A 26,835-nucleotide genomic window follows, 5' to 3' on the forward strand; every position below is an offset into this window, starting at 1 on the left:
CTACTCCTCGCGATGCGCGCGATTGGCGGCCTCGACGATCGAGGGGAGCAGGCCGGGGACGGCGTCCTCGACGGCGTCGGCGCGCAGGCGCTGGTAGGTCTGGCCGTCGATGGTCAGGCGCTCGATCAGGCCCGCCTCGCGCAGGATCTTGAAGTGGTGGGTCGCCGTGGATTTGTTGATCGCGTCGTAGAGCGCCGCGCAGCGCAGCGGCTCGGCCGCATTGCTGAGGCGGCGCACCATCTCCAGCCGTACCGGATCGTGCAGCGCACCCAGGACAGCGGGCAGCGCCGCGACCGGTAGGGTCGGCGCCGCGGCGTGACCATTAGCCTGAGTCATGATCTACCTCACTCCGGGGTTTGATAGCCATCATACTCGGCGTAGTGTCGGAGCCGTTCGATGGTTATCAAACTCACCTGATGGGGGCCGCCATGGCAGCGACAACGATGGCGCCGGTCGAAGCCGGGCAGCGCTGGGCGTACGGGCTGGTGCTCGCCGCGACCGGGGTGGCGCTCGGCGTCTCGGGGGCGCCCGCCCCGCTCTACGGCATCTACGAGACCGAGTGGCATCTCTCGCCGCTCACCACCACCATGGTGTTCGCCGTGTACGCGGTGGCCGCCCTCGGCGCGGTGCTGGTCTCGGGCCGGGTGTCGGATGTGGTGGGGCGCAAGCCGGTGATCGTCGGCGCGTTCGTCACCATGATCCTCGGGCTGGTCGCGTTCCTGCTCGCCGATTCGGTGTCGATGCTGCTGCTGGCCAGGGCGCTGCACGGCGCTGCGGTCGGCGCCACCGTCGTGGCGGGCGCCGCGGCCCTGCTCGATCTGCGGCCCGAACATGGCGCGCGCTCCGGGCAGCTCAGCGGCGTGGCGTTCAATGTCGGCATGGCGGTCGCCGTGCTGGGGTCGGCCGCGCTGGCGCAGTACGCGCCCTCGCCGTTGCGCACGCCGTATGTGGTGATCGCGGTGGTCTGCCTGGCCGTCGCCGCGGGCATGCTCGCGCTGCGTGAACCGCACACCGCCCGGGTGAAGGGGCGCATCACCATCGCGAAACCCGCTGTGCCGCACGAGATCAGGGCTGATTTCTGGTTCTCCGCGATCGGTGTGATGGCGGCCTGGTCGGTGCTGGGTGTGCTGCTGTCGCTGTATCCGTCGCTGGCCGCGGCCGAGACCGGGGTGCACAATCTGCTGTTCGGCGGGGTGGTGGTGGCCAGCACCGCGTTCGCCGCCGCCATGGTCCAGCTCTTCGCCACCCGGATTCCGGCGCGGCGGGCCGCGATCATCGGCGACCTCGGGATGGCGGCCGCACTGCTGGCCACGGTGCCCGCACTGGCTACCAGGCAACCGGTCGCGGTGCTGATCGCCGGGCTCGTGCTCGGCGCCACCTTCGGGCTCGGGTTCGGTGGTTCGCTGCGTCACCTGTCGGAAGTCGTGCCGCCGCATCGGCGCGGGGAGACCATGTCGGCCTATTACCTGCTCGCCTATTCCGCGATGGCGTTGCCGACGCTGGCGGCGGGCTGGGCAGCGACCACCTGGGGCCTGGCGACCGTGTTTCCCTGGTTCATCGTGATCGTCGCGGTGGCGTGCGTACTGGCCGCGTTGCTCGGACTGCGCGGCAGCCGGGCTGGCGCGCGATAACGACAAAACCGGCCGGTCCGCGGGATGCGGACCGGCCGGTGTCATGGCGTCTTACGAGGGCCAGCCACCGTACGGGACGGTGATCATCTCCAGGAAGTGCCCGTTGGGGTCGAGGAAATAGACTCCGCGACCGCCGTCGTTGTGGTTGATCTCGTTCACTCCGTGCTGCTGCGGATCAGCCCAATGGTCCAGCTTGTAGCGCTGGATCTTGGCGTAGGCCGCGTCGAACTCGGCCTCCGAGATGAGGAATGCGTAATGCTGCGGCTGGATTTCGGAAGCATGCGGCGGCACCCGGGCGAAATCGAAGGTGACGCCGTTGTCGAGCGGGATCGGAATGAACGGACCCCACTCCTTTCCTATGTCCAACCCGAGGATGTCCGCCCAGAATTCGGCGGTTTCCCTATTATCGCGGCAACCGACAATGGTGTGATTGAACTGTACTGACAGGGGATTTCTCCTAGGTTCGTGATGGCGCCGACCCTGGGCACGGTACGAGGCGGCCGACAGGAGCACCATCACCGCGAACGAATTTAGCGCCGAATCCGCGGTCTCGCAATGGCCGTTTCGCGGTAGGTTCGCGCCATGAGGATTCGTGGAGCCGTCCTGGAACGCATCGCCGACCCGGCGCCGTTCGCCGCGTCGCAGCCGATCACCGTGTGTGAGCTGGAATTGGCCGAGCCGGGTGCGGGTGAGCTGCTGGTCCGGATCGAGGCGGCGGGACTGTGCCATTCGGATCTGTCGGTGGTCGACGGTAATCGGGTGCGCCCGGTGCCCATGCTGCTCGGCCACGAAGCGGCGGGCATCGTCGAGTCCGTCGGGCCGGGCGTCGACGATGTGGCGGTGGGGCAGCGGGTCGTGATGACGTTCCTGCCACGCTGCGGTGACTGCGCGGGCTGTGCGAGCAACGGGCGCACCCCGTGTGGTCCGGGCAGCGTCGCCAACAACGCGGGTGAGCTCCTCGGCGGCGGGCGCAGACTGAGCCGTGACGGTGCCGAGGTGCACCACCACCTCGGTGTCTCCGGGTTCGCCACCCATGCCGTCGTCGACCGGCGGTCGGTGGTTCCCGTCGACGACGACGTCCCGCCGGAGATCGCCGCGGTGCTCGGCTGCGCGGTGCTCACCGGTGGTGGGGCGCTGCTCAATGCGGCGAAACCGGTGCAGGGCGACCGGATCATGGTCGTCGGGCTCGGTGGTGTCGGCATGGCCGCGGTGCTCGTCGCGGTCTCGCTCGGACTCGGCGAGGTCGTCGCCGTCGACACCGTCGGCGAAAAGCTCGCGCTGGCACGAGAATTCGGCGCCACCGCCGTGTTCACGCCAGGCGAGATCGCCGAGCAGGGCGTGCAGGCCGACGTGGTGATCGAGGCCGCGGGCAATGTGCGCGCCTTCGAAACCGCCGTCGCCGCAACAGCTCCCGGTGGCGTCACCGTGACGGTGGGCCTGCCCGCTCCGACAGCCACCGCGACGATCTCTCCACTGGCGCTGGTCGCCCAGGGGCGCACCATCATCGGCAGCTACCTCGGCTCGGCCGTGCCCGAGCGCGACATCCCCGAATACGTGCGCCGGTGGCGCGCGGGCACGCTGCCGCTGGAGCGGCTCGTCTCGTCGCGGATCGGCCTCGACCAGGTCAACGAGGCGATGGACGAGCTCGCGGCGGGCGCGGCGCTGCGGCAGGTGATCGTCTTCGACTGACCTCGCGCCGGGTAGTCCGCCGCTGCTCGATAGGCTTGCCGGCAAGTGAGCAGCGAGACGAGGAGATACGGGTGACCATTCGGGTCGGAGTGCTCGGAGCACACGGCAAGGTCGGACAGGCGATCTGCGCGGCCGTGGAGGCGGCGGCCGATCTGGAGCTGGTCGCGCAGGTCGACAAGGGTGACGCGCTGGCGACGTTCACCGAGACCGGTGCCGAGGTGGTCGTCGACTTCACCCACCCCGACGTGGTGATGGGGAATCTGAAGTTCCTGGTCGAGAACGGGATCCACGCGGTCGTCGGCACCACCGGTTTCGACGAGGCCCGCCTGGCCGAAGTCCGGTCCTGGCTGGCGCAGCGTCCCGAGGTCGGCGTGCTGATCGCGCCGAACTTCGCCATCGGCGCGGTGCTGTCGATGCGGTTCGCCGAGCAGGCGGCGCGGTTCTTCGAATCGGTCGAGGTCATCGAGCTGCATCATCCGAACAAGGCCGACGCGCCCTCGGGTACCGCCTACCGCACCGCCGCGCTGATCGCCGCGGCCCGCGCCGAGGCGGGCGTCGGGCTCAGCCCCGATGCCACCACCACTGAACTCGAGGGTGCCCGCGGCGCCGACGTCGACGGGGTGCGGGTGCACTCGGTGCGCCTGGCCGGGCTCGTCGCCCACCAGGAGGTGCTGTTCGGCACCCAGGGCGAGACTCTGACGATCCGCCACGACTCCATCGACCGGAACTCCTTCGCGCCGGGCGTGTTGCTCGGCGTCCGCGAGATCGCCGGGCGCCCCGGCCTGACCGTGGGACTCGACCCCTTCCTGGATCTGTGAGCGCACCCGAACCCGCCGCGCGGCGACCTGATCGGCAGGTCGTGAAAATCGTCGCGCTGGTGGCGTTCCTGGTGCTGGCGCTGATCTACTACTTCATCCGCCTCGGCGGGCTCGCCATCGCCTACATCGCCGACGGCGGCTTCGCCGGTATCGCGATCGGCATCGGCATGCTGCTGCTGCCGATGGTCGGCGTGTGGATCGTGTGGACGACGCTGCAGGCGGCGCTGGCCCATCAGCACCTGGCCCGCCGCATGGACGAGGAGGGACTCGAGGTCGACACCTCGCAGCTGCCGCGACGTCCCTCCGGCCGCGTCGAACGCGAGGCGGCCGACGCGCTGTTCGCCCAGATCAAGACCGAATGGGAAGCCGACCCGGACAACTGGCGGTCGTCCTACCGGCTGGCGCGCGCCTACGACTACGCGGGCGACCGCACCCGCGCCCGCGAGACCATGCGCCGCGCGGTGGCACTGGAGAAGCTGGAACGGGAGTCGTAGACCACACGTCGAATAGGCTGGCGGAGTGCCGAACCTGCTGATCATTCATCACACTCCGTCGCCGTTCATGCAGGAGATGTTCGAGGCGGTCGTCTCCGGCGCGACCGACCCCGAGATCGAGGGCGTTGACGTTGTCCGGCGGCCCGCGCTGTCGGTTTCTCCGACGGATGTCCTGGCGGCGGACGGCTACATTCTCGGCACCCCGGCCAACCTCGGATACATGAGCGGCGCCCTCAAAGTCGCCTTCGACAACATCTACTACCCGTGCCTCGACTCGACGCGCGGCCGCCCGTTCGGCGTCTACATCCATGCGAATCAGGGTGCCGAGGGAGCCCAGCGGGCCATCACGTCGATCACGACCGGCCTCGGCTGGGTGAAGGCGGCCGACGATGTGGTGGTGTCGGGCAAGCCGCCCAAGGCCGATATCGAAGCGTGCTGGGAGTTGGGCGCGACTGTCGCGGCCCAGCTGATGGGCTGAGCGGACGGCGGGAACCCGCCTGATTCCAGGACTCGGCAAGGTGGCGATCACCGGCGAACTTCGGCGTTGCAGCTGCGTGGAGCGATCGCTTCGGTGCGAAGATGTGTGGTGTGCGGATCCCTGGCTCGATCCCCGTCAGCGCTCGTCCGGCGCGCTGTGTGCGCCGCGAGTGGACAGTCTGTCTCGCCGTGGCGTCGACCGTGATGATGGCGGCCTGCGGCACCTCGAGTTCGCCGCCGGACACCGCACAGCCTGCGACGATGCCGACGACAGCGGCCCACGCGCCGGCGAAACTGGAGCCGCGTGACTGCCCGGATTCGTCGGAGCTGACGGACGCGCAGTGCTGGACCATGGAGGTGCCGGCGAATCGCACCACCGGCCAGGGCACCGTCCGGTTGCCGGTGGTGAGAATTCCGGCGGAAATTCAGCCCGCGGAGCCGGATCCGATCGTGTTTCTGACCGGCGGGCCGGGTAATGATGCGATCCTGGACCCGCCGATTCCGAATGGTGTCGGGCGAAATCGCGATCTGATCCTGATGTCGGCTCGCGGCACGCTCTCGGCGGAACCGGCGCTGACGTGCCCGGAAATCGATGAGTTCTACGCCGAACGAGTGGGTCTGGTGTTCGGCTCGCCCAGCACCGGCAGCAAGAATTCGGCGGCGGCCGAGGCGTGCTACGACCGGCTTTCAGGTAGCACGGACTTGGCGTCGTTCAACACGATGGAAATGGCCTCCGATCTGGCGGAGTTGCGGGCAGCGCTGGAGATAGACCAGTGGAATATCTATTCCCATTCCTACGGCACCGACCTCGCGCTGGTCTTCATGCGCCAGGACCCGCAGGGAATCCGGTCGGTGGTCCTGGACGGTGTGACGCCGCCGTCGGTCGCCGCCCTCGGGTGGACCTGGGCCAGTGCGCGGGAAGCCTTCGACAACATGACCGCGGCGTGTGATGCACAACCGCCGTGCGAAGCTGCCTACCCCGACCTCGCAGACACATTCGTCGACATGGTGAACAAGCTCGAGTCCGAGCCGATCACGACCACCGTCGACGTCCACGGGAAGAACACCACCGTGGTCCTCGACGGTGGCACGCTGCTGAACTGGTTCGTCCCGATGGCCACCCACTTTCCCGCGGAGTTTCCCGCAGCGATCTACGAGTTGGCCGAGGGCAAGCCGGAACGGATCGCGCAGATCTGGGCCATGGTCTGGACGGATCCCGCCAAGGTCGGGAAGTTCGGCTGGGGCCTGGCATTGAGTGTGTGGTGTAGCGAATGGGTGCCGTTCGAGACCCGCGAGGACGAACTCCGGATGGCAGCGGAAGCCTTCCCCGATTTTCCCGATTCGGTGCGCGAGCAGGCGCCGCAATTGCCGTTCCTTCGCGAAGTGTGTGCGGTGTGGCGGGTGCCGAAAGCCCCCGACGCCATTCGCGACGTGACGAAAAGCGATATCCCGACATTGGTGCTGTCCGGTAGCTACGACGGCCAGACCGGGGCGCGATGGGGACACTATGTCGCGGCGGACCTTTCGCGTTCCACGGAGGTGACCGTGCCCGGCGTCGCACACGGCATCTACGTCGATCCCTGCGCGGCCCAGATCGCGGTCTCGTTCTACGAGAATCCGCTCGAGCCCGACACCGGCTGCGTCAGCTCGACGCAACCACCCACGTACGCCGTCAACCCCCCGCCGCCGTGACCCGGTTCGGTCCCGGACCGGCCGCCACCGCGGTGTCTCGACGGTCGGTGCTCGGTGGTGCCGTCGGTGGCGCGGCGCTGCTCGCGCTGTCGTCCTGTTCGTCGACGCCCTCGCCCGCCCCGGGGACGACCACCGGGGACTCCGCGTTCGGCGAACTCGACGCCAAGATCGAGGCGGGCATGCGGTCCTACGGGATTCCGGGCGTCGCCGTCGGAGTCCTGGCAGGCGGACAGGAATACATCAGGGGGTATGGCGTCACCAATGTCGACCACCCGGTGCCGGTCGACGCGGACACGGTGTTCCGGATCGGTTCCACCACAAAGACATTCACCGGCACCGCCATGATGCGGTTGATCGACGACGGCACGGTGGAGCTGGACGCGCCGGTGCGCCGCTACCTGCCGGACTTCGCGGTCGCCGATCCGGCGGCCGGCTCCGAGGTCACCGTGCGACAGCTGCTGAACCACACCTCCGGCTGGCTGGGCGACGACCTGCAGGACTTCGGACGCGGCGACGACGCGCTGGCTCGCTATGTGTCCTCGATGACCCGCCTGCCGCAGCTGACGCCGCCGGGCAGCGTTTTCGCCTACAACAACGCCGGACTGGTGGTCGCGGGGCGGATCGTCGAGGTCGTCACCGGATCGACGTACGAGGCGGCGGTGCGGAATCTGCTGCTCGACCCCCTGGAGTTGAGCCGTACCCGGTTCTTCTCCGACCAGATCATCGGCTTGAACATCGCCGCCTCCCACACCGTGGTCGACGGCAAACCGGTGGTGGACACGGGTTTCTGGGAGTTCCCGCGCAGCTGCAACCCCACCGGATCGTTGATCTCGAGCGTCCGGGATCAGATGCGCTACGCGCGTTTTCACCTCGGCGACGGCACCGCACCCGACGGTACCCGCCTCATGAGCCGGCCGGCGCTCGAGGCCATGCGTTCCAACCCGGGTGCCGGTGGGACGCTGCAGGTCGAGCTCACCGGCATGGGTGTGACCTGGATGCTGCGCCCTTCCGCCGAGAACGAGACGATCGTTCAGCACGGCGGGACCTGGTCGGGCCAACGTTCCGGATTCTTCCTGGTGCCCAGCCGCGGCTTCGCCATGACCGCGCTCACCAATTCCGAGGGCGGCGCGCAACTGCTCACCGACCTGTTCGCCGACGATTGGGCACTGCGGCGTTTCGCCGGGGTCGGCAATCTGCCCGCGACGCCGCAGCTCCTCGGCGCGGGCGAGCTCGCACCCTACGAAGGGCGCTACGCGACCCAGCAGATCGTCGAAACGGGCAGCCTCGAGTCGATCGCGATCGACTTCGTCGCCAGGGACGGCCGCCTGCACGGCACCATGAGCGACGGGGCAGACCCCAGCACGAACCCCGACGAGGACGCCGGCGCGCAACTCGGCCTCGCGTTCTACAGGCCCGACTACGGTCTCGACCTCGGGCCGGACGGCACACCGATCGGCACCCGATCCGACTTCGTCCGCGGCGACGACGGGAATATCGCCTGGTTCCGCAGTCACGGACGCCTGTATCGACGGCAATGACCGCGGCGGCCCCGAATTCTGGTGGGCTGACATGCGGGCCCCCGATGCGGTAGAACTCGGGCGCACACCTCGGTCGTGACCAGTAGACTCCGCCTCGAATCGATCGGGGTGGGGAGCGAATCCCTGTGAGCTACAAGGGAATCGACTATGGGGATCGTGCTGGTGACCGGTGCCACCGGATTCGTGGCCGGGCACTGCGTTCGGGAGTTGCTCGAGCACGGCTATCAGGTCAGGGCGACCGTGCGGGAACTCGACGCGGCCGGGAGGCGTGCCCATCTGGTGGAGCTCGCCGCACGGCTCGGTGGTGCGGTGGAGTTCGTGCAGGCGGACCTGACCTCCGACGACGGCTGGGATATCGCGGTGAAGGGCTGCGACTACATCCTGCACGTGGCTTCGCCGATACCCGACGGCGGCAAGGAATCCGAGCAGGCCATGGTCGAGGCCGCCGTCGAGGGCACCCTGCGGGTGCTGCGCGCGGCCGCCGCGAGCCCGACCGTGCGACGGGTCGTGCTCACCTCGTCGATCGTGACCGTCAACCAGGGCCACGACGTGGACAAGGTGTTCACCGAACAGGACTGGTCGGATCCGGACCGGCTCACCGGCTACGACAGGAGCAAGGTTCTCGCCGAACGTGCCGCTCGGGACTTCGTCGACCGGCCGCCGACGGCGCTCGGGTTCGACCTGGTGACCCTGCACCCGCCGATGATTCTGGGACCGGTGCTGCACCCGCAGACCAACATTTCCCACGAGCCGGTGATCAGGCTGCTCGGCCGGAAGGTTCCGGGATCGCTCGATGTGGGGTGGTCCACCGTGGATGTCCGAGACCTGGCGCGCGCCCATCGCCTCGCGATGGAAACCCCCGAGGCGGGCGGGCAGCGCTACATCTGCGGGGGAGAACACGTGTGGATGCGGGAGATGGCGGCCGTCCTCGCCGCGGAGTTCGGCCCGCGGGGCTTCGCCGTGCCGTCGCGGACGCTGCCCGACTGGCTGGTCAAGCTCGCCGCGCTGACCGACGACACCGTCAAACGGGTGGTTCCCGCCTTGGGCAAGCAGGAGCGGGTCAGCGCGGAGAAGGCGAAGTCCGAGCTCGGTCTCACCTTTCTGCCCGTCCGGCAATCGGTCCTCGACACCGCGGAAAGCCTGCTCACCCACGGCATCGTCGCGGCGCCGACGCCGAGCCGGTGGTCGCGCCGCGGCCGGATCGGCTGAGGCGGCGAGCAGGCTCGACGTGGGCGGATCGCCGCGGCCCCGAATTCTGGTGGGCTGACACGCGGGCCCCCGATGCGGTAGAACTCGACACCGAACGGGTCGCGGGCTGGCCGCGGATGGGTGTTCGAGGATGGGGAGTGGTCGGTGAGCGAGTTGCAGCAGACTCCGGCGGTGCGGCGGATCGGACTGGTCGAGGACCACGAGTCCGTGGCGATCGGGCTGGCGGCCATGCTCGGGCCCGAACCCGACCTGGATCTCGTCGCGACCGCCGACACCGTTTCCGGGCTGCTCGCCACCGACGCCGCCCTGGACCTGGTGGTGCTCGACCTGCGCCTGCCCGACGGCTCGACCCCCGAGGACAATGTCACCGCGCTGCGCGAACGCGGCATCGAGGTGCTGGTGTTCACCGGCGCCGACAACGCGTTCCTGGTCCGCTCGGCCGCCAAGGCCGGTGTGCTCGGGGTGCTGCGGAAGTCCGAGAGTGTGGCGACGGTGGTCGAGGCGGTCCGCCGGGCCGCCTCCGGGGAACAGGTCGTCACCACCGACTGGGCCGCCGCGATCGACGGCGACCCGCAGCTCTCCGACGTCGGGCTCAGCCCGCGCCAGGAGGAAGTGCTCATGCTGTACGCCTCGGGGGAGAAGGCGTCGCGGGTGGCCAGGCTGACCGGGCTGTCCGAACAGACCGTCAACGACTACCTGGGCCGCATCCGGCAGAAATACGCCGACGCGGGCCGTCCGGCCCCCACCAAGACCGATCTGTACAAACGGGCCGTCGAGGACGGGTGGCTGCCCGTGCCGGAACGGCAGCAGCGCACGTGACCACCACCGCGGCCCGCGCGCACGCGCCGGTGCCCGCCGCGGTGGACACCGAGCTCTCGCGGGCGGCGACCGATCAGATCCTGCGCAGGCTCGGGGTCGTGATCGGCGTCGGCGCGATGATCGTGATGACTCTCGAGCTGCCCGCGGTCCTGATCCAGCCGCTCAACCGGTCGGTGTGGCCCGAAGTGCATCTGGTGGCGGCGTACCTGTTGTTCGCGCCGCTGGCGATCGTGTCGGCGCGCGGGGCGGTCACCGCGATCCGCCGGGTCGCCGGGGCGGCCGCGATCTGCTATCTCGTCGCGACGGTGACGACCCCGCTGGTGTACTCGGTGGTGACGATCGGTTCGTTCGCGTCCTGGCCCTATCGCGGGCTTGTACTCGGGGTGATGGCGGGTGGACTCGCCTGGTCGGGCCGGGTGGCGGCGGGTTTCGCCGCGGTGCTGGCCGTGGCGACCAGTGCCTCCAATGCCGCTGTCGTTCCCGACAGTTCGGCGTGGGCGCTGTTCGGTGACATCACCAGGGCGCTCGGGGTCGCCGCGCTGTTCCTGTGGTGCGTGGTCTACGCGCGGACCGCCGCCGAACGCGTCGACCGGGAAGCGGTCCGGCAGCGTTCGCGGGCGGCGACGGTCGCGGCGACCGCGGCCCGCGAGCGCGAGGGCGCCCGGTTCGCCGCGCTGATCCACGACGCGGTCCTGTCGACGCTGCTGGAGGCCTCCCGCGAGCAGGAACCCTCCCAGGTGCTGCGCAAGCAGGCCGCGCGCACGCTCGAACAGCTCGAACAGGCCCGCAGCGCACCCGAACTCGACCATCTCGACGCGGCCGCCGCCGTGGAGTTCGTGCGCGCCGCCGTGCGCGAGGTCGACCCCGAGCTGCCGGTCCAGGCCTCGCGGCGCGGCGCGGACCTGTGCCTGCCGCTCGAAGCCGCGCAGGTGCTCGGCGCCGCGCTCAGCGAAGCCGTGCGCAACAGCGTGCGCCATGCCGGGGTCGCGGGCAGGCAGGTGCGGCGCGAGGTCGCCATCACCATCGCCACCGGCGGCATCCGGGTGGTGCTCACCGACGACGGCGCCGGCTTCGACCCGGCCCGGATACCGGCCGACCGGATGGGGATCGCGGGCAGCATTCTCGGCAGGATGCGCACCCTGGCCGGTGGCGCGGCCTTCGTGGAGTCGGCCCCTGGCGCGGGCACCGCGGTCACCCTGGTGTGGGGTAGTCATGGCTGAGCGGGATCTGCCGTTCGGCGTCCGCGACCTGGTCGGCCTCAGCGACGGCATGGCCTGGCTGTTCGTGGTGATCTTCGAGGCCACCATCATCATGTACCTGCGGGTGAACTTCGACATCGTGCCGCCGGTACCGGCCGCCGCGGCCCTCGTGCTGATGGCCGTCGCCGCGCTGGTGGTGCTGGTCTTCCCGGTGGACCCGCTGCCGTGGCCCGCCACCGCCTACGTCGCCTGCGCCGGTCCCGCCGCGATGGCGCTGACCGTGCCGTGGGTCGAGAACCCCACCGGCTTCTCGCATCAGCTGTGGACCGCCTACCCGACTTCGTACCTGCTGGCCATGCTGGTGTTGCGCGGGCGGATCCTGCCTGCCTGGCTCGGTGTCGCCGCGGCCGCGACGGTGCTCGTCACCATGGGCGTGTTCACCACCTGGCACCCGGAGACCGTGGTGCGGGCCCTGACTCCGGTGGCCACCGTCGGCGTGGTGACGGTGTTCATGGCGATCGTGCGGCCCACCCAGCGCTCGCTGCGGGAACTGCGCGACCAGGCCAACCGTCGCGCCGCGACCGAGGCGGCACTGACCGCGGCCACCGCCGAACGCGACCGGCAGCTGACCAGGCTCGACCAGGTCGCCGGGCCGATCCTCGCGCGCATCGCCGAGGGCGCCCAGCTCACCGGCGACGAACGCGAACAGTGCAGGCTGCTCGAAGCCGAACTGCGCGACGGACTGCGCGCCCCGGAACTGGTGACCGAACGGCTCAGCGCCGCCGCGCGCGGCGCCCGATCCCGCGGTGTCGAGGTGACCCTGCTCGACGACGGCGGTTTCCGCGGCGTCCCGACCTGGGTGCGCCACAACGTGATCGACGCCGCCGTCGGCGAACTCGACACCGCCGAGGCGGGCACCGTCACCGTGCGTGTGCTGCCGATCGGGCGGCGCTGGGTGGCGACCGTGCTGGCCGCGGCGCCGACCGGGGACCGGCGCACCGAGATCGACACCGCGGGGGTGGTCCGGGTCTCCACCTGAGCCAGGGAAACCTGTCGTACCCCTGTGTCAGGCTGAGGAGATGCAGCGGATGAATGTGGCGACGGCCCGGCGGATCGCGCTGGCCGCGCAGGGTTTCGGTAAACGCCGACCGGCCAAGCCGAATCGACGGGCCGTCCTCGATGTCGTCGCCAGAACCCGTCTGCTGCAACTGGATTCGGTGTCGGCGGTGGTGCGGGCGCACTACGCGCCGGTGTTCAGCCGGATCGGCCCCTACGATCGCAGCCTGCTCGAGGGCGCGGCGTGGAGCGACAGCCCACGGGCCCGCCGCGGCCTGGTCGAGTACTGGGCGCACGAGGCCGCGCTCATCCCGGTCGCGGACTGGCCGCTGATGCGCTGGCGGATGGCCGAATACCGGAACGGGCGCTGGTCGGGCATGCGCAAGGTCGTCGAGCGGAACCCGACCCTGGGCAAGGACATCCTCGATGTCGTCACCGATGTCGGCGCCGCGAGCGCGGGCGAGATCGAACGTCATCTGGAACTGGACAAGCCGCGCCCCAAAGGCACCTGGTGGAACCTCAGCGACACCAAGATGATCTGTGAGCAGCTCTTCGCCGCGGGGGAGCTGTCCATCGCGCGCCGGTCCGGTTTCACCCGTCTCTACGACCTCACCGAACGTGTCGTCCCGGCCGACGTCCGCGATCGCGACATCACCGAGGACGACGCCGTGCGCGAGCTGCTGCGCCGCTCCAGCCGGGCGCTGGGCATCGGCACCGAGACCGACCTGCGCGACTACTACCGCCTGAACCGCCGCCAGACCGCGCCCGCGATCGCCGACCTCGTCGACGCGGGCGAACTGATCCCGGTCGACGTCGACGGCTGGGACGCACCGGCCTACCTGCACCCCGAGGCGAGCTCGCCGCGCAAGATCACCGGCGCCGCCCTGCTGTGCCCGTTCGATCCGCTGATCTTCTTCCGGCCGCGCACCCAGCGGATCTTCGACTTCCACTACCGCATCGAGATCTACACGCCCGAACCCAAACGGGTGCACGGCTATTACGTCTTCCCGTTCCTGCTCGACGGCCGCCTGGTAGGCCGCGTCGACCTGCGCGCCGAGCGTGGCAGCGGCAGGCTGCTCGCACCCGGCGCGTTCGCCGAACCCGGCTACGCCACCGCCGAGACCGCGGACGCGATGCGTGGCGCGCTGCGGGAGATGGCGGACTGGCTCGAACTCGACGACGTCGTCGTCGGCGAGCGCGGCGACCTCGCTCCGCTGCTGTGAGCGGGTCCGGTTACCAGCCCTTCGGGCCCTGGCCGCGCATCTGGTCACGCAGCGCGCCGGTGACCGCGCCGGAGAGCCAGGAGTTGAGCGACTGCCCGTTCTGCGCCGCCGCCTCCTCGGCCTTGGACTTGAGCTGTTCGACCAGGCGCAGGGTGACCCGGCTGATGTCGCCGGTCATCTCCTCGAAGGTCGGCGGTTCCTCGGAGCCCGACGGCGTGTTCTTGCGCACGTCGGCCACCGCCTCGGTGCCGTCGAGGCGGACGTGCACGGTGCGGTCGCCGAGCTCGGTGCTGATCTCGGCGGCCAGTTCCGACAGCGCCGAGAGCAGCACGAGCCGGCTCGAACTCTCCACCGCCGCGGCCAGGGCTGCGGCGGTGGCCTGCGTTTTCTCGTCGCCGAGAGCAGCGGCGGCGATCAGTTCCTCGCGCAGCTGCGCGGTATGAGCGTTCAGATCCATGACATCATTGTGCTGTCATTGGTGACATCACGCAAGAGTGGCGATGATGTCACAATCCGAGCAGGCAGGCAGCGAAAAACACCCACCGGCAGCCGGATCGGGCGCTAGGGTGTCGAGGCTCAACTGGGGACCGGGTAGCCTTTCTGACCATGACGAACGGTGAATCGACGCCAACGGAGCTGCACGCGTCCGGCACGGTGGGTGTCGCGATGGTGACCCCCTTCAGCGCTGCGGGCAAGGTCGACATCGATGCCGGTGTAGCCCTGGCGGCGCGCCTGGTCGACCGCGGCGTCGATCTGCTGGCCATCTCGGGCACCACCGGTGAGTCGCCGACCACCACCGAATCGGAGAAGTCCGACCTGCTGCGCGCCGTCGTCGACGCCGTGGGCGAGCGCGCCACCGTGATCGCCGGCGCGGGCACCTACGACACCGCGCATTCGCTCGAGCTGGCGCGCGCCGCCGAGAACGCCGGCGCGCACGGCCTGCTTGTCGTGACCCCGTACTACTCGCGGCCCACGCAGGAGGGCCTGATCGCGCACTTCACCGCGGTCGCCGACGCCACCTCGCTGCCGGTGACCCTCTACGACATTCCACCGCGGTCGGTGGTGCCCATCGCCATCGACACGATCCGCCGGCTCGCCGATCACCCGAACATCGTCGCGGTGAAGGACGCCAAGGGCGATCTGGTCTCCGGCGCCGATCTCATCGCGACCACCGGCCTGGCCTTCTACTCCGGTGACGACGGGCTCAACCTGCCCTGGCTCTCGGTCGGCGCCACCGGATTCATCAGCGTGATCGGTCATCTCGTGCCCGAACGCCTGCGCGAGATCCACCAGGCCTACACCGCCGGTGACGTGGTCCGGGCACGGGAGATCAACGCGACACTGTTGCCGCTGTTCGCGGCCATGACCCGCCTGGGAGGTGTGGCGATGTGCAAGGGAGCTCTTCGATTGCTCGGTGTCGAGGTGGGTGAACCTCGGTTGCCGCAGCTGATGCCCACGCAGGCGCAGCTCGACGCGCTGGCGCTGGATCTGCAGGCCGCGGGGGTGTCGGCATGACCGAACCGGCCGCTCGCAAGCCCCGTCGCCGTTCCGCCAGCCGCGCCGCAGGCGCGCCCGAACCCACTCCGGTCGCGCCGCCGCAGGCCGCCCCGAAGCAGCCCGAGCCGGTCGCGACGCCGGTCGCCGAGATCGTCGCCGAGGCGAACCTGGTCGGCGAGGCCGAGGTGGGCACCGACCTGATCAGCGTCGCCGAGGAACAGGTCACCGTGCCGAAGAAGGCCGGTTCGCGCCGCGCCAAGAGCAAGCCCGCCGCCGAGCAGGCGCCGCCGCAGCAGGCCCGCGGTGGTGGCCGTGGCCGCCAGGGCGGTGGCCGCGGTCGTGGCGCCGCACCGGCCGCCGAATCCCGCGAGAAGGCGGCTCAGGACAAGCTCGGCGCTCCGCCGAAGCTGCCGAAGAATGGCCTGCGCGTGTTCGCGCTCGGCGGCATCGGTGAAATCGGCCGCAACATGACCGTTTTCGAGTACAACGGCAAGCTGCTGATCGTCGACTGCGGTGTGCTGTTCCCCGAGGACCAGCAGCCCGGCGTCGACCTGATCCTGCCCGACTTCCGGCCCATCGAGGACCGGATGGACGACATCGTCGCCATCGTGCTCACCCACGGTCACGAGGACCACATCGGCGCGGTGCCGTTCCTGCTGCGCAACCGCCCCGACATCCCCGTGATCGGCGCCAAGTTCACCCTCGCGCTGGTCGCCGCCAAGTGCCGCGAGCACCGGCTGCAGCCCAAGCTCATGGAGGTCGCCGAGGGCGAGACCACCGTGCACGGCCCGTTCGAGTGCGAGTACTTCGCGGTCAACCACTCGATCCCCGACGCCATCGCGGTCGCCATCCGCACCCCGGCGGGCGTGGTGCTGCACACCGGTGACATCAAGCTCGACCAGCTGCCGCTCGACGGCCGCCTCACCGACCTGGCCGGCTTCTCCCGCCTCGGCGACGAGGGCGTCGACCTGTTCCTGGTTGATTCCACCAATGCCGAGGTCCCCGGCTTCGTCACCCCCGAGCGCGAGATCGGCGGTGTGCTCGACAACGTCATCGGCAAGGCGCGCAACCGCGTCATCGTCGCCTCCTTCGCCAGTCACGTGCACCGCATCCAGCAGGTCGTCGACGTGGCGCAGAAGTACAACCGCAAGATCTGCTTCGTCGGCCGCTCGATGGTGCGCAACATGCAGATCGCACAGGACCTGGGCTACCTGACGGTGCCCGACAACGTGGTCGTCGACCTGGACGCGGCCGCGAACCTGCCCGGCAACCGCCTGGTGCTGATCTCCACCGGTTCCCAGGGCGAGCCGCTCTCGGCGCTGGCGCGGATGGCCCGCGGCGACCACCGCCAGATCAACATCCGCGCCGACGATCTGATCGTGCTGGCCTCCTCGCTGATCCCCGGCAACGAGAACTCGGTGTTCGCGGTGGTCAACGGGCTGGCCCGGCTCGGCGCGACGGTCATCACCCAGCAGAACGCGAAGGTGCACGTCTCCGGCCACGCCTCCGCGGGTGAGCTGCTGTACCTGTACAACGCGGTCCGCCCGACCAATGCCATGCCCGTGCACGGCGAATGGCGGCACCTGCGCGCCAACGCCGCGCTCGCGGTGGCGACCGGCGTGCCCGAGGAACGGGTCGTGCTGGCCGAGGACGGCGTGGTGGTCGACCTGGTCGACGGCATCGCCTCCATCGTCGGCCGGGTGCCGGTCGGGCACGTTTACGTCGACGGCCTCTCGGTCGGTGACGTCGGCGAGTCGACCCTGTCGGACCGCCTGGTCCTCGGAGAGGGCGGCTTCATCTCGATCACCGTCGTCATCGACGCGACCACCGGCAAGGCGGTCAGCACCGAGATCAACGGACGCGGCTTCTCCGACGATCCGGCCGCGCTCAGCGGCGCGAACGAACTGGTCGAGGCCGAGCTGCTGCGGCTGGCCGGTGAGGGCATCACCGACACCCACCGCATCGCCCAGGGCGTGCGGCGCGTGGTCGGCCGCTGGGTCGCCGACACCTACCGCCGTCGCCCGATGATCGTGCCGACGGTCATCGGCGTCTGATCCACGCGAAACACGAAACCGCCGGGTGACAGTGTCGCCCGGCGGTTTTCGTTTCTCTCGCGTCAGGCCTGGCAGGCCGCGGAGTCGAGCTTGGCCGACTTCACGATGTTGCAGGTGAACACGTGCGACACGCGCCAGCCGCCCTCGGAGGCCACGAACTCCACGGTCGCGCCCTGGACCGGCGTGCCGTCGATGGTGACGTCGGCGGGCGCCTTCACCTTGCCGTCGGCGGGCGTGCCGACGCTGGTGATCTTGGCCTTGACGTTGTTCTTCTTCGCCGCCTCGACGAACTTGTCGACCAGGTTCGGGTCGCGCTCGGCGTCCTCGATGAAGGTCGCCTTCTCCTCGGCGGTCAGCTGACCCGCCATGGCCTTGTCCAGGCGGGCGTTGAGCTCGTCGACCGTCGGCGCGGGCAGCACCGGCACGGCGGTGGTCATCGGCGCGTCACCCTCCTGGGTGCCCTCCACCTTCTTGCCGTCCTCGAACGCGGCGCCCGCGGTGGTCGAGGTCGCCCCCGCGGAGGTCTCGCTGTCGCTGCTGCTGCACGCGGTCAAGCCGAGCGCGGCGGCGGCCACCGTCACGGCGACCGCCGTCTTGAACATGCGGTTGTTCACTGATCTCCCCAATTGAGATTGGCGCCGGAGTGACATTTCCGGCGGGTGGTGCGACTCAGAGCTCGTAGCCCGAGGTGCAGTTCCAGTTGATGATGGTGGCAGCGCCGCGGTTGGCGTTGATCGCGTTGCGCTTGGCCGCCCGCAGCGAGGACGCCGAGGCCCAGCTGTAGGAGCGGCTCGACTCGGCGAGCGCGCCACACCCGTTGCGCCACGACATCTTCACGTCGCAGCCCGCACCGCCGCCGCTGCGCTGGCAACCCGCCATGGCGGCCGACTCGGCCTCGGCGTAACTGTCGTAGTTGGCGGTGATGCTGGACGCGCCGTTACGCGAGAGCGCGAGCGCGCCGTAGTTGCTGGCCTGCGCCTGGGCCGGCGCGATGTGGCCGCCCAGCAGCGCGCCGATGGTCGCGGTCATGACCACCGCGCCGGTGAAAACTCTTTTCACTTGATTCCCCTCGTATTCCTGGCCACAACCTGGTGGACCGGGTGACAACGTACCGACCGTTGCGTCCTCCGCGCCACCTGCGGCGCCCGGATTCGAGCTGATCACAAGGGATCTGAAAGGTTTTGCTCAGGTCGCGCCGGTGCCGGAACACCGCGAAACGCGGTCGCGGGCGAGCTTTTCCCGCCCTGACCGGGGCCCCGCGACCTGCGCATCCGGGTGAGATCACGGTCGCAACCGGGGTGGGACCAGTGTTGCGGATGGTCCGGGCGGTGCTCGAGCGGCTAGCCTGATGGTCATGGCAGGTAAGTCCCGCAGCACCACGACCTCTCGGGCGCGGGCGGGATCGAGCAGGGGGCAGACGCCGTCGGCGCGATCTCGTTCGACGACTCCGCGAGCGTCGGCGGCGCCACGCGGGCGCACCGCACCCGCGCGCAGGCCGGTCAGGAGCGCGTCGAACACCGCGCCGCTGGCGGTGATCGGGCGCGGCGTCGGCACCGGCTGGACCATGCTGGCCCGCGGCGTCGGCGCCACCACCCGCACGCTGAGCCGGGCAGGCGAGATCGAGCACGGGCACCGGCGCGACGGAATCGGCTTGGCGCTCATCGCGGTCAGCGCGATCATCGCCGCCGCCATGTGGATGTCGGCAGGCGGTCCGGTCGGGCGTTTCCTCGAAGACGTCGTGCGCGCGATCGCGGGAACGGCGGGCGGGCTGGCTCCGCTGCTGTTCATCGCGCTCGCCGTGTTGCTCATGCGCACCGAGCCGCAACCGGAGATCCGGCCGCGGCTGGTGCTGGGCGGTCTGCTCGTCGTGCTGCCCGCCCTCGGCGTGTGGCATCTGGCCGCCGGGTCGCCCACCGACGCCCACGGACGTTCACGGGCGGCGGGCGCGCTCGGCTACGCCATCGGCGGTCCGCTCGGGCAGGGTCTCACGCCGTGGCTGGCGTTGCCGATCCTGCTGCTGGCCATGGTGTTCGGCGTGCTGCTGCTGACCGGGACCACGGTGCGCGAGGTGCCATCGGCCCTGCGCGAGTACTTCGGCCTCGGCGAACACGCCGGCGACGACGACCCGTACGACCCGGCCAACTACGACGCCGACGGATTCCCGGTGCACCGCAACCGCACCCGCCGCCGTGGCCAGACCCCCGACGACAACTACCCGCCCGACGAGTTCGGCGGCTCCGACGCGCTCACCGAGTCCCTCGGCGAACCGCCGCTGCGCGATGCCAAGCCGATCGTCGACGAACCGCCCGCACCCGCACCGAAACCGGCGCGGAAACGCCCGCCGGCCAAGGTCGTCGACCAGACCCCGCCCGCACCGTCGGAGCCGGAGTTCGTCACCGATCGCGTCGTCGACGGCGACTACACGCTGCCCCCGCTGACCCTGCTGCTCGACGGCGATCCGCCCAAGAAGCGTTCGGCCGCCAACGAATCGATGATCGAGGCGATCACCGAGGTGCTGGTGCAGTTCAAGATCGACGCCGCCGTCACCGGTTTCGTGCGCGGCCCGACCGTCACCCGCTACGAGGTGGAACTGGGCCCCGGCGTCAAGGTCGAGAAGATCACCGCGCTGGCCCGCAACCTGGCCTACGCGGTCGCCACCGAGAACGTGCGCCTGCTCGCGCCGATCCCCGGCAAGTCGGCGGTCGGTATCGAGGTGCCCAACGCCGACCGCGAATTGGTGCGCCTGGCCGACGTGCTCAAGTCGCCGCACACCCGCAACGACCATCATCCACTGGTGATCGGCCTCGGCAAGAACATCGAGGGCGAGTTCGTCTCGGCGAACCTGGCCAAGATGCCGCACCTGCTGGTGGCCGGCTCCACCGGTTCCGGTAAGTCCAGCTTCGTCAACTCGATGCTGATCTCGCTGCTGCACCGCGCCACGCCGGAGGAGGTCAGGATGATCCTGATCGACCCGAAGATGGTGGAGCTCACGCCGTATGAAGGCATTCCGCACCTGATCACGCCCATCATCACCCAGCCGAAGAAGGCCGCCGCCGCGCTGGCCTGGCTGGTCGAGGAGATGGAACAGCGCTATCAGGACATGCAGGCCAACAAGGTCCGCCACATCGACGACTTCAACAAGAAGGTGAAATCGGGCCAGATCACCGCGCCGCTGGGCAGCGAGCGCGTCTACCGGCCCTACCCCTACATCCTGGCCATCGTCGACGAGCTCGCCGACCTGATGATGACCGCGCCGCGTGACGTCGAGGACGCGATCGTGCGGATCACCCAGAAGGCGCGTGCGGCGGGCATCCACCTGGTGCTGGCCACCCAGCGCCCGTCGGTGGACGTGGTCACCGGCCTGATCAAGACCAATGTGCCCTCGCGCCTTGCCTTCGCGACCTCCTCGCTCACCGACTCCCGCGTCATCCTGGACCAGCCGGGCGCGGAGAAGCTGATCGGCATGGGCGACGGGTTGTTCCTGCCGATGGGTGCGGGCAAGCCGACCCGTCTGCAGGGCGCGTTCATCTCCGACGAGGAGATCCACGCGGTCGTCGAGTTCAGCAAGACGCAGGCCGAACCGGAATACCAGGAGGGCGTCACCGCCGCCAAGGCCGGTGAGGTCAAGGACGTCGACCCCGATATCGGCGACGACATGGACGTCCTGCTGCAGGCCGTGGAACTCGTGGTCACCTCGCAATTCGGCTCCACTTCCATGCTGCAACGCAAGCTGCGCGTCGGCTTCGCCAAGGCGGGCCGGTTGATGGACCTGATGGAGACCCGCGGCGTCGTCGGGCCCAGCGAGGGGTCCAAGGCGCGCGATGTGCTGATCAAGCCCGACGAGCTCGACGGGCTGCTGTGGTCGATCCGTGGCGGCGACCCCGGTGGCGCCGAGGACGAATAGGTCGGTGCGCGTTGCTGGTTTGCTCTGACCGTGCCGGGAGCAGACGGCGACGAACGAGGAGGGACCGGAGGCGCGGTGGCGTACGGGTGTGGGGAGAGTGCCTGGATCAGGCCGGTGTGAAGCCGGTCAGCAGGCGCTGCGCACGCACGAAAGGCGTTGCGGCAGCCCGGCACCCAGGGGTAGCCGGTGCATATCGACACGGCGTTCGTACTGCGCGGTGGATCCGTTCACGGCTAGCTCCTCTCGGGGTGCGGGTCTTGTGACGATGCGTCGACGGTAGCAGCGGGGGATGCGCCGCGAAACGGATTTATCCGCCGCGCCGACCGGGCCAGGTGCAGGTCAGGCCGCGTGTGTGTGAAATCATGGCGGGCAATCGTTCCGCAAAGCCGACTGAAACGGACATTTCGGGCATGATGGACCGCATGAACTTCATCGATCGGACCACCACATGCAGGTGACCACGCTCGAGTGGGTGATCACCGGTCTGGTGATCCTCGGCTTGTTCGTCTTCGACTTCTTCGCCCATGTGCGGACACCGCACGAACCGACGTTCAAGGAATCCGGCTTCTGGTCGGCCGTCTACATCAGCCTGGCGCTGCTGTTCGGCCTGTTCGTCGCCTGGAAATGGGGTGGCACCTACGCGGGGGAGTACTACGCGGGCTTCGTCACCGAGAAGGCGCTCTCGGTCGACAACCTGTTCATCTTCCTGATCATCATGAGCACCTTCGCCGTGCCGCGGATCTACCAGCAGAAGGTGCTGCTGATCGGCATCGTGCTCGCGCTGGTGATGCGCGGTGCGTTCATCGCCGTCGGCGCGGCCGCGATCAGCGCGTTCAGCTGGGTGTTCTACCTGTTCGGCGCGTTCCTGATCTACACCGCGATCAACCTGCTGCGCGAGAGCGGGCACGAGGTCGAGCACGAGCAGCAACGCGACAGCAGGATCGTCGCGCTGGCCAAGCGAATCCTGCCGACCACCGACCAGTACGACGGCGACAAACTCGTCACCCGGATCGACGGCAAACGTGTGGTGACACCGCTGCTGCTGGCGCTGCTGGCCATCGGCTTCGCCGACCTGCTCTTCGCCCTCGACTCGATTCCGGCCATCTACGGCCTCACCGAGCAGCCCTACCTGGTGTTCACCGCCAACGCCTTCGCGCTGATGGGCCTGCGCCAGCTGTACTTCCTCATCGGCGGCCTGCTCGACCGCCTGGTGTACCTGTCCTACGGCCTGGCCGCCATCCTGGCGTTCATCGGCATCAAGCTGGTCCTGCACGCCCTGCACGAGAACACGCTGCCGTTCATCAACGGCGGTGAGCACGTGAGCGTGCCGGAGATCTCCACCCCGGCGTCGCTGAGCGTGATCATCGGCATTCTGATCGTCGCCACGGTGGCGAGCCTGCTGAAGACCCGCAACACCACCTCCTCCTGAACGCGCACTGCCCGGAACCACCATGGTTCCGGGCAGTGCCGTGTCAGCGGCCGGTCACTCGGCGAAGGCGCCCATCACCGGCAGCCATTCGACGACGCGCACGGCCTCGATCAGGCCCAGCTTCGCGAACGGGTCGTCGGCGAGCAGCGTGGTCAGCGACGGCGCGTTCTCGGCGCGGAAGATCAGCAGCGCGCCCGTACCGTCCGGATACGGGCCGCTGGTGAGCAGCGTGGCAGTGCTCGACAGCGGTGTCCCCGAGGGGCCTGCGTGGTCACGCTTCGCTACCGCCTCCGGCCCGGCCGGGGACACCGCGGTGTCGACGAGCGCGTTGAGCCAGCCGCGGTGTTCGGGGCGGTTGGTCGCCCGGTCGGCCGCGGTGGCTTCGGTGTAGGTGTAGTGGACGGCGAAGATCGGCACGGTCGATCACTTTCTCGCGGTGGACTTGCGGAAATTCAGAGAGTCAGCAGCATGCGGGTGTTGCCGAGGGTGTTCGGCTTGACGTAGCTGAGGTCGAGGAATTCGGCGACGCCGGTGTCGTAGGACCGGCACATCTCGGCGTACACCTCGGCGGTGACCGGTGTGCCGTCGATCTCGACGAAACCGTGCCTGCCGAAGAAGTCCACCTCGAAGGTCAGCACGAACAGGCGCTGCAACTGCAGCTCGCGCGCGACCGCGACCAGCCGCTCGACGACGGCGCCACCGACACCGCGGCCCTTCACCACCGGATCGACGGCGACCGTGCGCACCTCACCCAGATCGGCCCACAGCACGTGCAGCGCACCGCAGCCGACGACCTGGCCGTCGAGTTCGGCGACCCAGAATTCCTGGACGGACTCGTACAGGGTGACCAGGTTCTTCTCCAGCAGGATGCGGCCCGCGTACTCGTCGACCAGGCGCTTGATCTCGGGGACGTCGGAGGTTCGGGCTCGTCGGACGACCACGCCGGAAACGGGCGCTGCGGAGGGCGCGACGGGATGCGCGTCGCTGGTCGAACCACCCAGTGGTCCCCGTGAGGTCATGGGGTGCACAGTAGTCGGCCCGCTTACCGATAGTCTGAACGTGTGCCGCACATCCTGTCGTTCCGCTCACCGCATCGCGCCGGGCTCGACGACCGGATCGGACGGCACTACCCGCGCGAGCAAACCGCGGGCGAAACAGGTGGATTTCGGCGCAGTGCCGGTGAGTGCCGAGAGGGCGGGGCATGAGAGGTCAGCGCGCGGAGGAGGCAGCCTGCGTAACCACGGAGAGCGCCCGAGCAGGCCGGATGGACGCAGCATGAGCGTGCGACCCGAAGAGATCGACCGCAGGTGGACGGCGGCAACGCCGCCGCGGGCGATGCCCGACCGCGCCGACGCGCAGGTTCCCCTGCTCAACATCGCGAACGTGCTGACCGTCGCGCGCATCGTGCTGGTGCCGTTGTTCGTGCTGGCGCTGTTCGCCGACGGCGGGCACGACACGCGCTGGCGGGTCATCGCCGCCGCGGTGTTCGGGCTGGCCGCGATCACCGACCGCTTCGACGGGCAACTTGCCCGCAAATACGGTTTGGTCACCGATTTCGGCAAGATGGCCGACCCCATCGCGGACAAGGCGCTGATCGGATCGGCGCTGATCGGGCTGTCGATCCTGGGTGATCTGCCCTGGTGGATCACCGTGGTCATCGTCGGGCGTGAGATCGGCATCACACTGCTGCGGCTGGTGGTGGTCCGGCGCGGCGTGATCCCGGCCGGCCGCGGCGGCAAGCTCAAGACGCTGGTCCAGTCCATCGCCATCGCGCTGCTGCTGTTGCCGCTGTCGGGCGCCTTCGCGACCGCGGGCATGGTGCTGATGTACGCCGCCGTGGCGCTGACCGTGATCACCGGCCTGGACTACGTCGGCCAGGCGGCCCGGGTGTGGCTGGCAGGGGGACGCGGACGCGGCGAGTCCCGCTCGTGAGCGATCCGCTCGTCGACGGCGCGCCGGTCACCGAACTGGTCGAGGCGCTGACCGCGGCCGGTCAGACCGTCGCCACCGCCGAATCGCTGACCGCGGGTCTGCTGGCCGCGACGGTGGCAGGCGTACCGGGTGCCAGCGCGGTGCTGCGCGGCGGCCTGATCGTGTATGCCACGGACCTGAAAAACCGGCTGGCCTGCGTCGACGACGACATCCTCCGGGTCGACGGGCCGGTCGCCGCGTCGACCGCCGAGCAGCTCGCGGTGGGCGCCAGGGAACGCTGTGGCGCCGACTGGGGTGTCGGCCTGACCGGAGTCGCCGGACCCGATTCCCAGGACGGGCACCCGGTCGGGACGGTATACCTCGGATTGGCCGGTCCGAGTCACAGCGAAGTGGTCCGGTTGAAACTGGACGGCGACCGGTGGACGATCAGAATCGGTGCGGTGCACAGCGCGGTGCGGGAGTTGCTGCGCTGTGTGACGACGAACTGACCGCGTCCGGGAACCACCGGCCCATGCTCGACGTTGTGCCAGAAAGAGGTGAGCACCGCTACGGCGGTGACACGAGGTGGAGGAGAACGAGATGACGCTGCTGCGGGAGGCAATCGGGGACAGTCTGCGGCGTGCGCGTCTCGCCCAGCATCGAACGCTGCGCGAGGTGTCGACCTCGGCGCGCGTGAGCCTCGGCTATCTGTCGGAAGTGGAGCGCGGCCGCAAGGAAGCCTCCAGTGAACTGCTCGCCGCCATCTGCGAGGCACTGGACGTGCCGCTGTCGCGGGTGCTGTGGGACGTGAGCACCATCATGGCGGGCGCGGACGGTTCGGCGCCGCGCGAGCCCGCGCTGACCGGTCCCGCCGCCGAGCGCGAGGCCGTCGCGGCCGAGCCCGCCGCGGAACCGGCCGCCGCGCCCGAGTCGGCCGCCGCGAGCATGGCGGCCGACCAGGGCCCCCGGATCGGCATCGCCGAGGACACTCGCATCGTCATCCCGGCGCCGAGGGCCGAGATGCTGGTACTGGTGAAGGGAATGTGACGCGGCGAACCACGTGCCGGACGCGCGAGACGCTGCACACCGCTGGTGAGAACGGATAGATTCTCATCAGGCGTCGATGGGGCCGGTCTCACCGGCTCGGGTGCCGCATGGTGAAGGATAAGCACATATCTGGTGCGTGACGGTCGCGCACCACCAGTCGCACGAGCGACGCACAGATGGAGGCGGGATCAATCGATGGCTAATCCGTTCGTGAAGGCCTGGAAGTACATGATGGCCCTCTTCGACTCCAAGATCGAAGAGCATGCGGATCCGAAGGTCCAGATTCAGCAGGCTATCGAGGAGGCGCAGCGTCAGCATCAGGCGCTGTCGCAGCAGGCGGCGTCGGTGATCGGCAACCAGCGTCAGCTGGAGATGAAGCTGAACCGCCAGCTCGACGAGGTCGAGAAGCTCAACGCCAATGCCCGTCAGGCCGTCACGCTGGCCGATCAGGCGGCCGCCGCGGGCGACACCGAGAAGGCGATCCAGTACACCAACGCCGCCGAGGCGTTCGCCGCCCAGCTGGTCACCGCCGAGCAGTCGGTGGAAGACCTCAAGGTGCTGCACGACCAGTCCCTGCAGGCCGCCGCACAGGCCAAGAAGGCGGTCGAGCAGAACGCGATGATGTTGCAGCAGAAGGTGGCCGAGCGCACCAAGCTGCTCAGCCAGCTCGAGCAGGCCAAGATGCAGGAGCAGGTCTCGGCCTCGCTGCAGCAAATGGACTCCACCCTGTCCGCACCCGGTTCCACCCCCAGCCTCGACGCGGTGCGCGACAAGATCGAGCGGCGCTACGCCAATGCGCTCGGTGCCGCCGAGCTGGCGCAGAACACGGTGCAGGGTCGCATGATGGAGGTCCAGCAGGCCAGCATCCAGATGGCCGGGCACAGCAAGCTCGAGCAGATCCGCGCCTCGATGCGTGGTGACGCACTGCCCACCGGCAACAACGCGCAGGCGATCGACCCGGCCAAGCAGCAGCCCGCCCAGGCACCGCAGATCAACAAGGGCCAGACCGCACAGCAGTAATTCGGAGCGCTGGCGCGCTCGAGTCGCGGCTCCTCCTGTCCCGGCGATCAGGCACCGTTGTTTGCTCCTTCGTCGCCGAAGCAAACGCGCCAGATAGCCCGGACGGCCCCCACCCCCCCAGCGCGGCG

The 26,835-nt window shown here is 69.4% G+C and carries 27 protein-coding genes; 20 read left to right on the forward strand and 7 right to left on the reverse strand.

The genetic code is table 11. The features are described from left to right. Nucleotides 1–336 carry an ArsR/SmtB family transcription factor gene (locus ACWF9G_RS16615; RefSeq protein WP_452516196.1) on the reverse strand — a complete coding sequence of 112 codons (336 nt, stop codon included), beginning with the start codon at nucleotides 334–336 and terminating at the stop codon, nucleotides 1–3. 92 nt (nucleotides 337–428) lie between these two features. Here ACWF9G_RS16615 and ACWF9G_RS16620 point away from each other — a divergent pair, with 92 nt between their 5' ends. Then, nucleotides 429–1,631: an MFS transporter gene (locus tag ACWF9G_RS16620; protein WP_452516197.1), complete on the forward strand. Its 1,203-nt coding sequence runs from the start codon at nucleotides 429–431 to the stop codon at nucleotides 1,629–1,631. A 51-nt stretch (nucleotides 1,632–1,682) separates the two neighbouring features. Here the strand turns inward: ACWF9G_RS16620 and ACWF9G_RS16625 are convergent, their stop codons facing one another. After that, nucleotides 1,683–2,078, reverse strand: a complete 396-nt coding sequence (locus tag ACWF9G_RS16625; protein WP_452516223.1) for a VOC family protein — start codon at nucleotides 2,076–2,078, stop codon at nucleotides 1,683–1,685. A gap of 135 nt (nucleotides 2,079–2,213) precedes the next feature. Between ACWF9G_RS16625 and ACWF9G_RS16630 the strand changes: the two genes are divergently transcribed. The 11 genes from ACWF9G_RS16630 to ACWF9G_RS16680 all read left to right on the forward strand — a co-directional run bounded on the left by ACWF9G_RS16630 (nucleotide 2,214) and on the right by ACWF9G_RS16680 (nucleotide 13,845). Then, entirely contained in the window at nucleotides 2,214–3,320 is a 1,107-nt protein-coding gene (locus ACWF9G_RS16630) for an alcohol dehydrogenase catalytic domain-containing protein (RefSeq protein WP_379308945.1), read from the forward strand. A 71-nt stretch (nucleotides 3,321–3,391) separates the two neighbouring features. Next, nucleotides 3,392–4,138, forward strand: coding sequence for a 4-hydroxy-tetrahydrodipicolinate reductase (dapB, locus tag ACWF9G_RS16635; RefSeq protein WP_452516198.1), 747 nt, complete (start codon nucleotides 3,392–3,394; stop codon nucleotides 4,136–4,138). Beyond that, the gene (locus tag ACWF9G_RS16640; protein WP_379308943.1) at nucleotides 4,135–4,632 is read left to right on the forward strand and encodes a hypothetical protein; all 498 of its coding nucleotides are present in this window, start codon (nucleotides 4,135–4,137) and stop codon (nucleotides 4,630–4,632) included. The genes dapB and ACWF9G_RS16640 overlap by 4 nt, the downstream gene beginning before the upstream one ends. Nucleotides 4,633–4,657: 25 nt before the next feature. After that, nucleotides 4,658–5,110 carry a flavodoxin family protein gene (locus tag ACWF9G_RS16645; RefSeq protein WP_379308942.1) on the forward strand — a complete coding sequence of 151 codons (453 nt, stop codon included), beginning with the start codon at nucleotides 4,658–4,660 and terminating at the stop codon, nucleotides 5,108–5,110. Between the two features lie 260 nt (nucleotides 5,111–5,370). After that, entirely contained in the window at nucleotides 5,371–6,801 is a 1,431-nt protein-coding gene (locus ACWF9G_RS16650) for an alpha/beta hydrolase (protein ID WP_452516199.1), read from the forward strand. 86 nt (nucleotides 6,802–6,887) lie between these two features. Further along, nucleotides 6,888–8,339 carry a serine hydrolase domain-containing protein gene (locus ACWF9G_RS16655; RefSeq protein ID WP_452516225.1) on the forward strand — a complete coding sequence of 484 codons (1,452 nt, stop codon included), beginning with the start codon at nucleotides 6,888–6,890 and terminating at the stop codon, nucleotides 8,337–8,339. A 147-nt stretch (nucleotides 8,340–8,486) separates the two neighbouring features. Continuing rightward, nucleotides 8,487–9,548, forward strand: coding sequence for an SDR family oxidoreductase (locus ACWF9G_RS16660; RefSeq protein ID WP_452516201.1), 1,062 nt, complete (start codon nucleotides 8,487–8,489; stop codon nucleotides 9,546–9,548). Between the two features lie 144 nt (nucleotides 9,549–9,692). Continuing rightward, on the forward strand, nucleotides 9,693–10,367 hold the full coding sequence (locus ACWF9G_RS16665; protein WP_379308940.1) for a response regulator: 675 nt from the start codon (nucleotides 9,693–9,695) through the stop codon (nucleotides 10,365–10,367). Further along, nucleotides 10,364–11,587 carry a sensor histidine kinase gene (locus ACWF9G_RS16670; RefSeq protein ID WP_452516202.1) on the forward strand — a complete coding sequence of 408 codons (1,224 nt, stop codon included), beginning with the start codon at nucleotides 10,364–10,366 and terminating at the stop codon, nucleotides 11,585–11,587. Before ACWF9G_RS16665 ends, ACWF9G_RS16670 begins: the two co-directional genes overlap by 4 nt. Next, nucleotides 11,580–12,605 (forward strand): hypothetical protein, encoded by a 1,026-nt coding sequence (locus ACWF9G_RS16675; RefSeq protein WP_379308938.1) that lies wholly within the window; start codon nucleotides 11,580–11,582, stop codon nucleotides 12,603–12,605. Before ACWF9G_RS16670 ends, ACWF9G_RS16675 begins: the two co-directional genes overlap by 8 nt. 40 nt (nucleotides 12,606–12,645) lie before the next feature. Further along, the gene (locus ACWF9G_RS16680; protein WP_452516204.1) at nucleotides 12,646–13,845 is read left to right on the forward strand and encodes a winged helix-turn-helix domain-containing protein; all 1,200 of its coding nucleotides are present in this window, start codon (nucleotides 12,646–12,648) and stop codon (nucleotides 13,843–13,845) included. Nucleotides 13,846–13,855: 10 nt separating this feature from the next. Here ACWF9G_RS16680 and ACWF9G_RS16685 read toward each other — a convergent pair whose 3' ends face one another. Next, nucleotides 13,856–14,302 (reverse strand): hypothetical protein, encoded by a 447-nt coding sequence (locus ACWF9G_RS16685; RefSeq protein ID WP_452516205.1) that lies wholly within the window; start codon nucleotides 14,300–14,302, stop codon nucleotides 13,856–13,858. Between the two features lie 149 nt (nucleotides 14,303–14,451). Here ACWF9G_RS16685 and dapA point away from each other — a divergent pair, with 149 nt between their 5' ends. Together dapA and ACWF9G_RS16695 are read left to right on the forward strand one after the other, a co-directional pair. Then, nucleotides 14,452–15,360 (forward strand): 4-hydroxy-tetrahydrodipicolinate synthase, encoded by a 909-nt coding sequence (gene dapA, locus ACWF9G_RS16690; RefSeq protein ID WP_379308935.1) that lies wholly within the window; start codon nucleotides 14,452–14,454, stop codon nucleotides 15,358–15,360. Then, on the forward strand, nucleotides 15,357–17,396 hold the full coding sequence (locus tag ACWF9G_RS16695) for an RNase J family beta-CASP ribonuclease (RefSeq protein ID WP_452516207.1): 2,040 nt from the start codon (nucleotides 15,357–15,359) through the stop codon (nucleotides 17,394–17,396). The genes dapA and ACWF9G_RS16695 overlap by 4 nt, the downstream gene beginning before the upstream one ends. Nucleotides 17,397–17,458: 62 nt before the next feature. Here ACWF9G_RS16695 and ACWF9G_RS16700 read toward each other — a convergent pair whose 3' ends face one another. Both ACWF9G_RS16700 and ACWF9G_RS16705 read right to left on the reverse strand, forming a co-directional pair. After that, nucleotides 17,459–18,010 (reverse strand): hypothetical protein, encoded by a 552-nt coding sequence (locus ACWF9G_RS16700; protein ID WP_452516208.1) that lies wholly within the window; start codon nucleotides 18,008–18,010, stop codon nucleotides 17,459–17,461. Nucleotides 18,011–18,065: 55 nt separating this feature from the next. Further along, nucleotides 18,066–18,455, reverse strand: coding sequence for a DUF4189 domain-containing protein (locus tag ACWF9G_RS16705; protein ID WP_379308932.1), 390 nt, complete (start codon nucleotides 18,453–18,455; stop codon nucleotides 18,066–18,068). 295 nt (nucleotides 18,456–18,750) lie between these two features. Here ACWF9G_RS16705 and ACWF9G_RS16710 point away from each other — a divergent pair, with 295 nt between their 5' ends. Continuing rightward, nucleotides 18,751–21,300 (forward strand): DNA translocase FtsK, encoded by a 2,550-nt coding sequence (locus tag ACWF9G_RS16710; RefSeq protein ID WP_452516210.1) that lies wholly within the window; start codon nucleotides 18,751–18,753, stop codon nucleotides 21,298–21,300. Nucleotides 21,301–21,748: 448 nt separating this feature from the next. Next, on the forward strand, nucleotides 21,749–22,729 hold the full coding sequence (locus tag ACWF9G_RS16715; RefSeq protein WP_452516211.1) for a TerC family protein: 981 nt from the start codon (nucleotides 21,749–21,751) through the stop codon (nucleotides 22,727–22,729). 54 nt (nucleotides 22,730–22,783) lie between these two features. On the opposite strand, the gene ACWF9G_RS16720 is transcribed toward ACWF9G_RS16715, so the two are convergent. Next, complete coding sequence (locus ACWF9G_RS16720; RefSeq protein WP_452516212.1) at nucleotides 22,784–23,146, reverse strand: YciI family protein; 363 nt, start codon at nucleotides 23,144–23,146, stop codon at nucleotides 22,784–22,786. A 35-nt stretch (nucleotides 23,147–23,181) separates the two neighbouring features. Then, the gene (locus ACWF9G_RS16725) at nucleotides 23,182–23,748 is read right to left on the reverse strand and encodes an amino-acid N-acetyltransferase (RefSeq protein ID WP_189024153.1); all 567 of its coding nucleotides are present in this window, start codon (nucleotides 23,746–23,748) and stop codon (nucleotides 23,182–23,184) included. Between the two features lie 256 nt (nucleotides 23,749–24,004). Here ACWF9G_RS16725 and pgsA point away from each other — a divergent pair, with 256 nt between their 5' ends. From pgsA to ACWF9G_RS16745, 4 genes are all read left to right on the forward strand, one after another. Continuing rightward, nucleotides 24,005–24,661: a CDP-diacylglycerol--glycerol-3-phosphate 3-phosphatidyltransferase gene (gene pgsA, locus ACWF9G_RS16730; RefSeq protein ID WP_379308928.1), complete on the forward strand. Its 657-nt coding sequence runs from the start codon at nucleotides 24,005–24,007 to the stop codon at nucleotides 24,659–24,661. Further along, the gene (locus tag ACWF9G_RS16735; RefSeq protein WP_379308927.1) at nucleotides 24,658–25,149 is read left to right on the forward strand and encodes a CinA family protein; all 492 of its coding nucleotides are present in this window, start codon (nucleotides 24,658–24,660) and stop codon (nucleotides 25,147–25,149) included. The genes pgsA and ACWF9G_RS16735 overlap by 4 nt, the downstream gene beginning before the upstream one ends. 91 nt (nucleotides 25,150–25,240) lie before the next feature. Further along, a complete protein-coding gene (locus tag ACWF9G_RS16740) occupies nucleotides 25,241–25,687 on the forward strand; it encodes a helix-turn-helix domain-containing protein (protein WP_452516215.1) in 447 nt (148 codons plus the stop codon). A 195-nt stretch (nucleotides 25,688–25,882) separates the two neighbouring features. Next, on the forward strand, nucleotides 25,883–26,707 hold the full coding sequence (locus ACWF9G_RS16745) for a PspA/IM30 family protein (protein ID WP_189024145.1): 825 nt from the start codon (nucleotides 25,883–25,885) through the stop codon (nucleotides 26,705–26,707). The last annotated feature ends 128 nt before the right edge of the window (nucleotides 26,708–26,835 follow it).

The sequence above is a fragment of the Nocardia sp. NPDC055029 genome, from assembly GCF_053608525.1.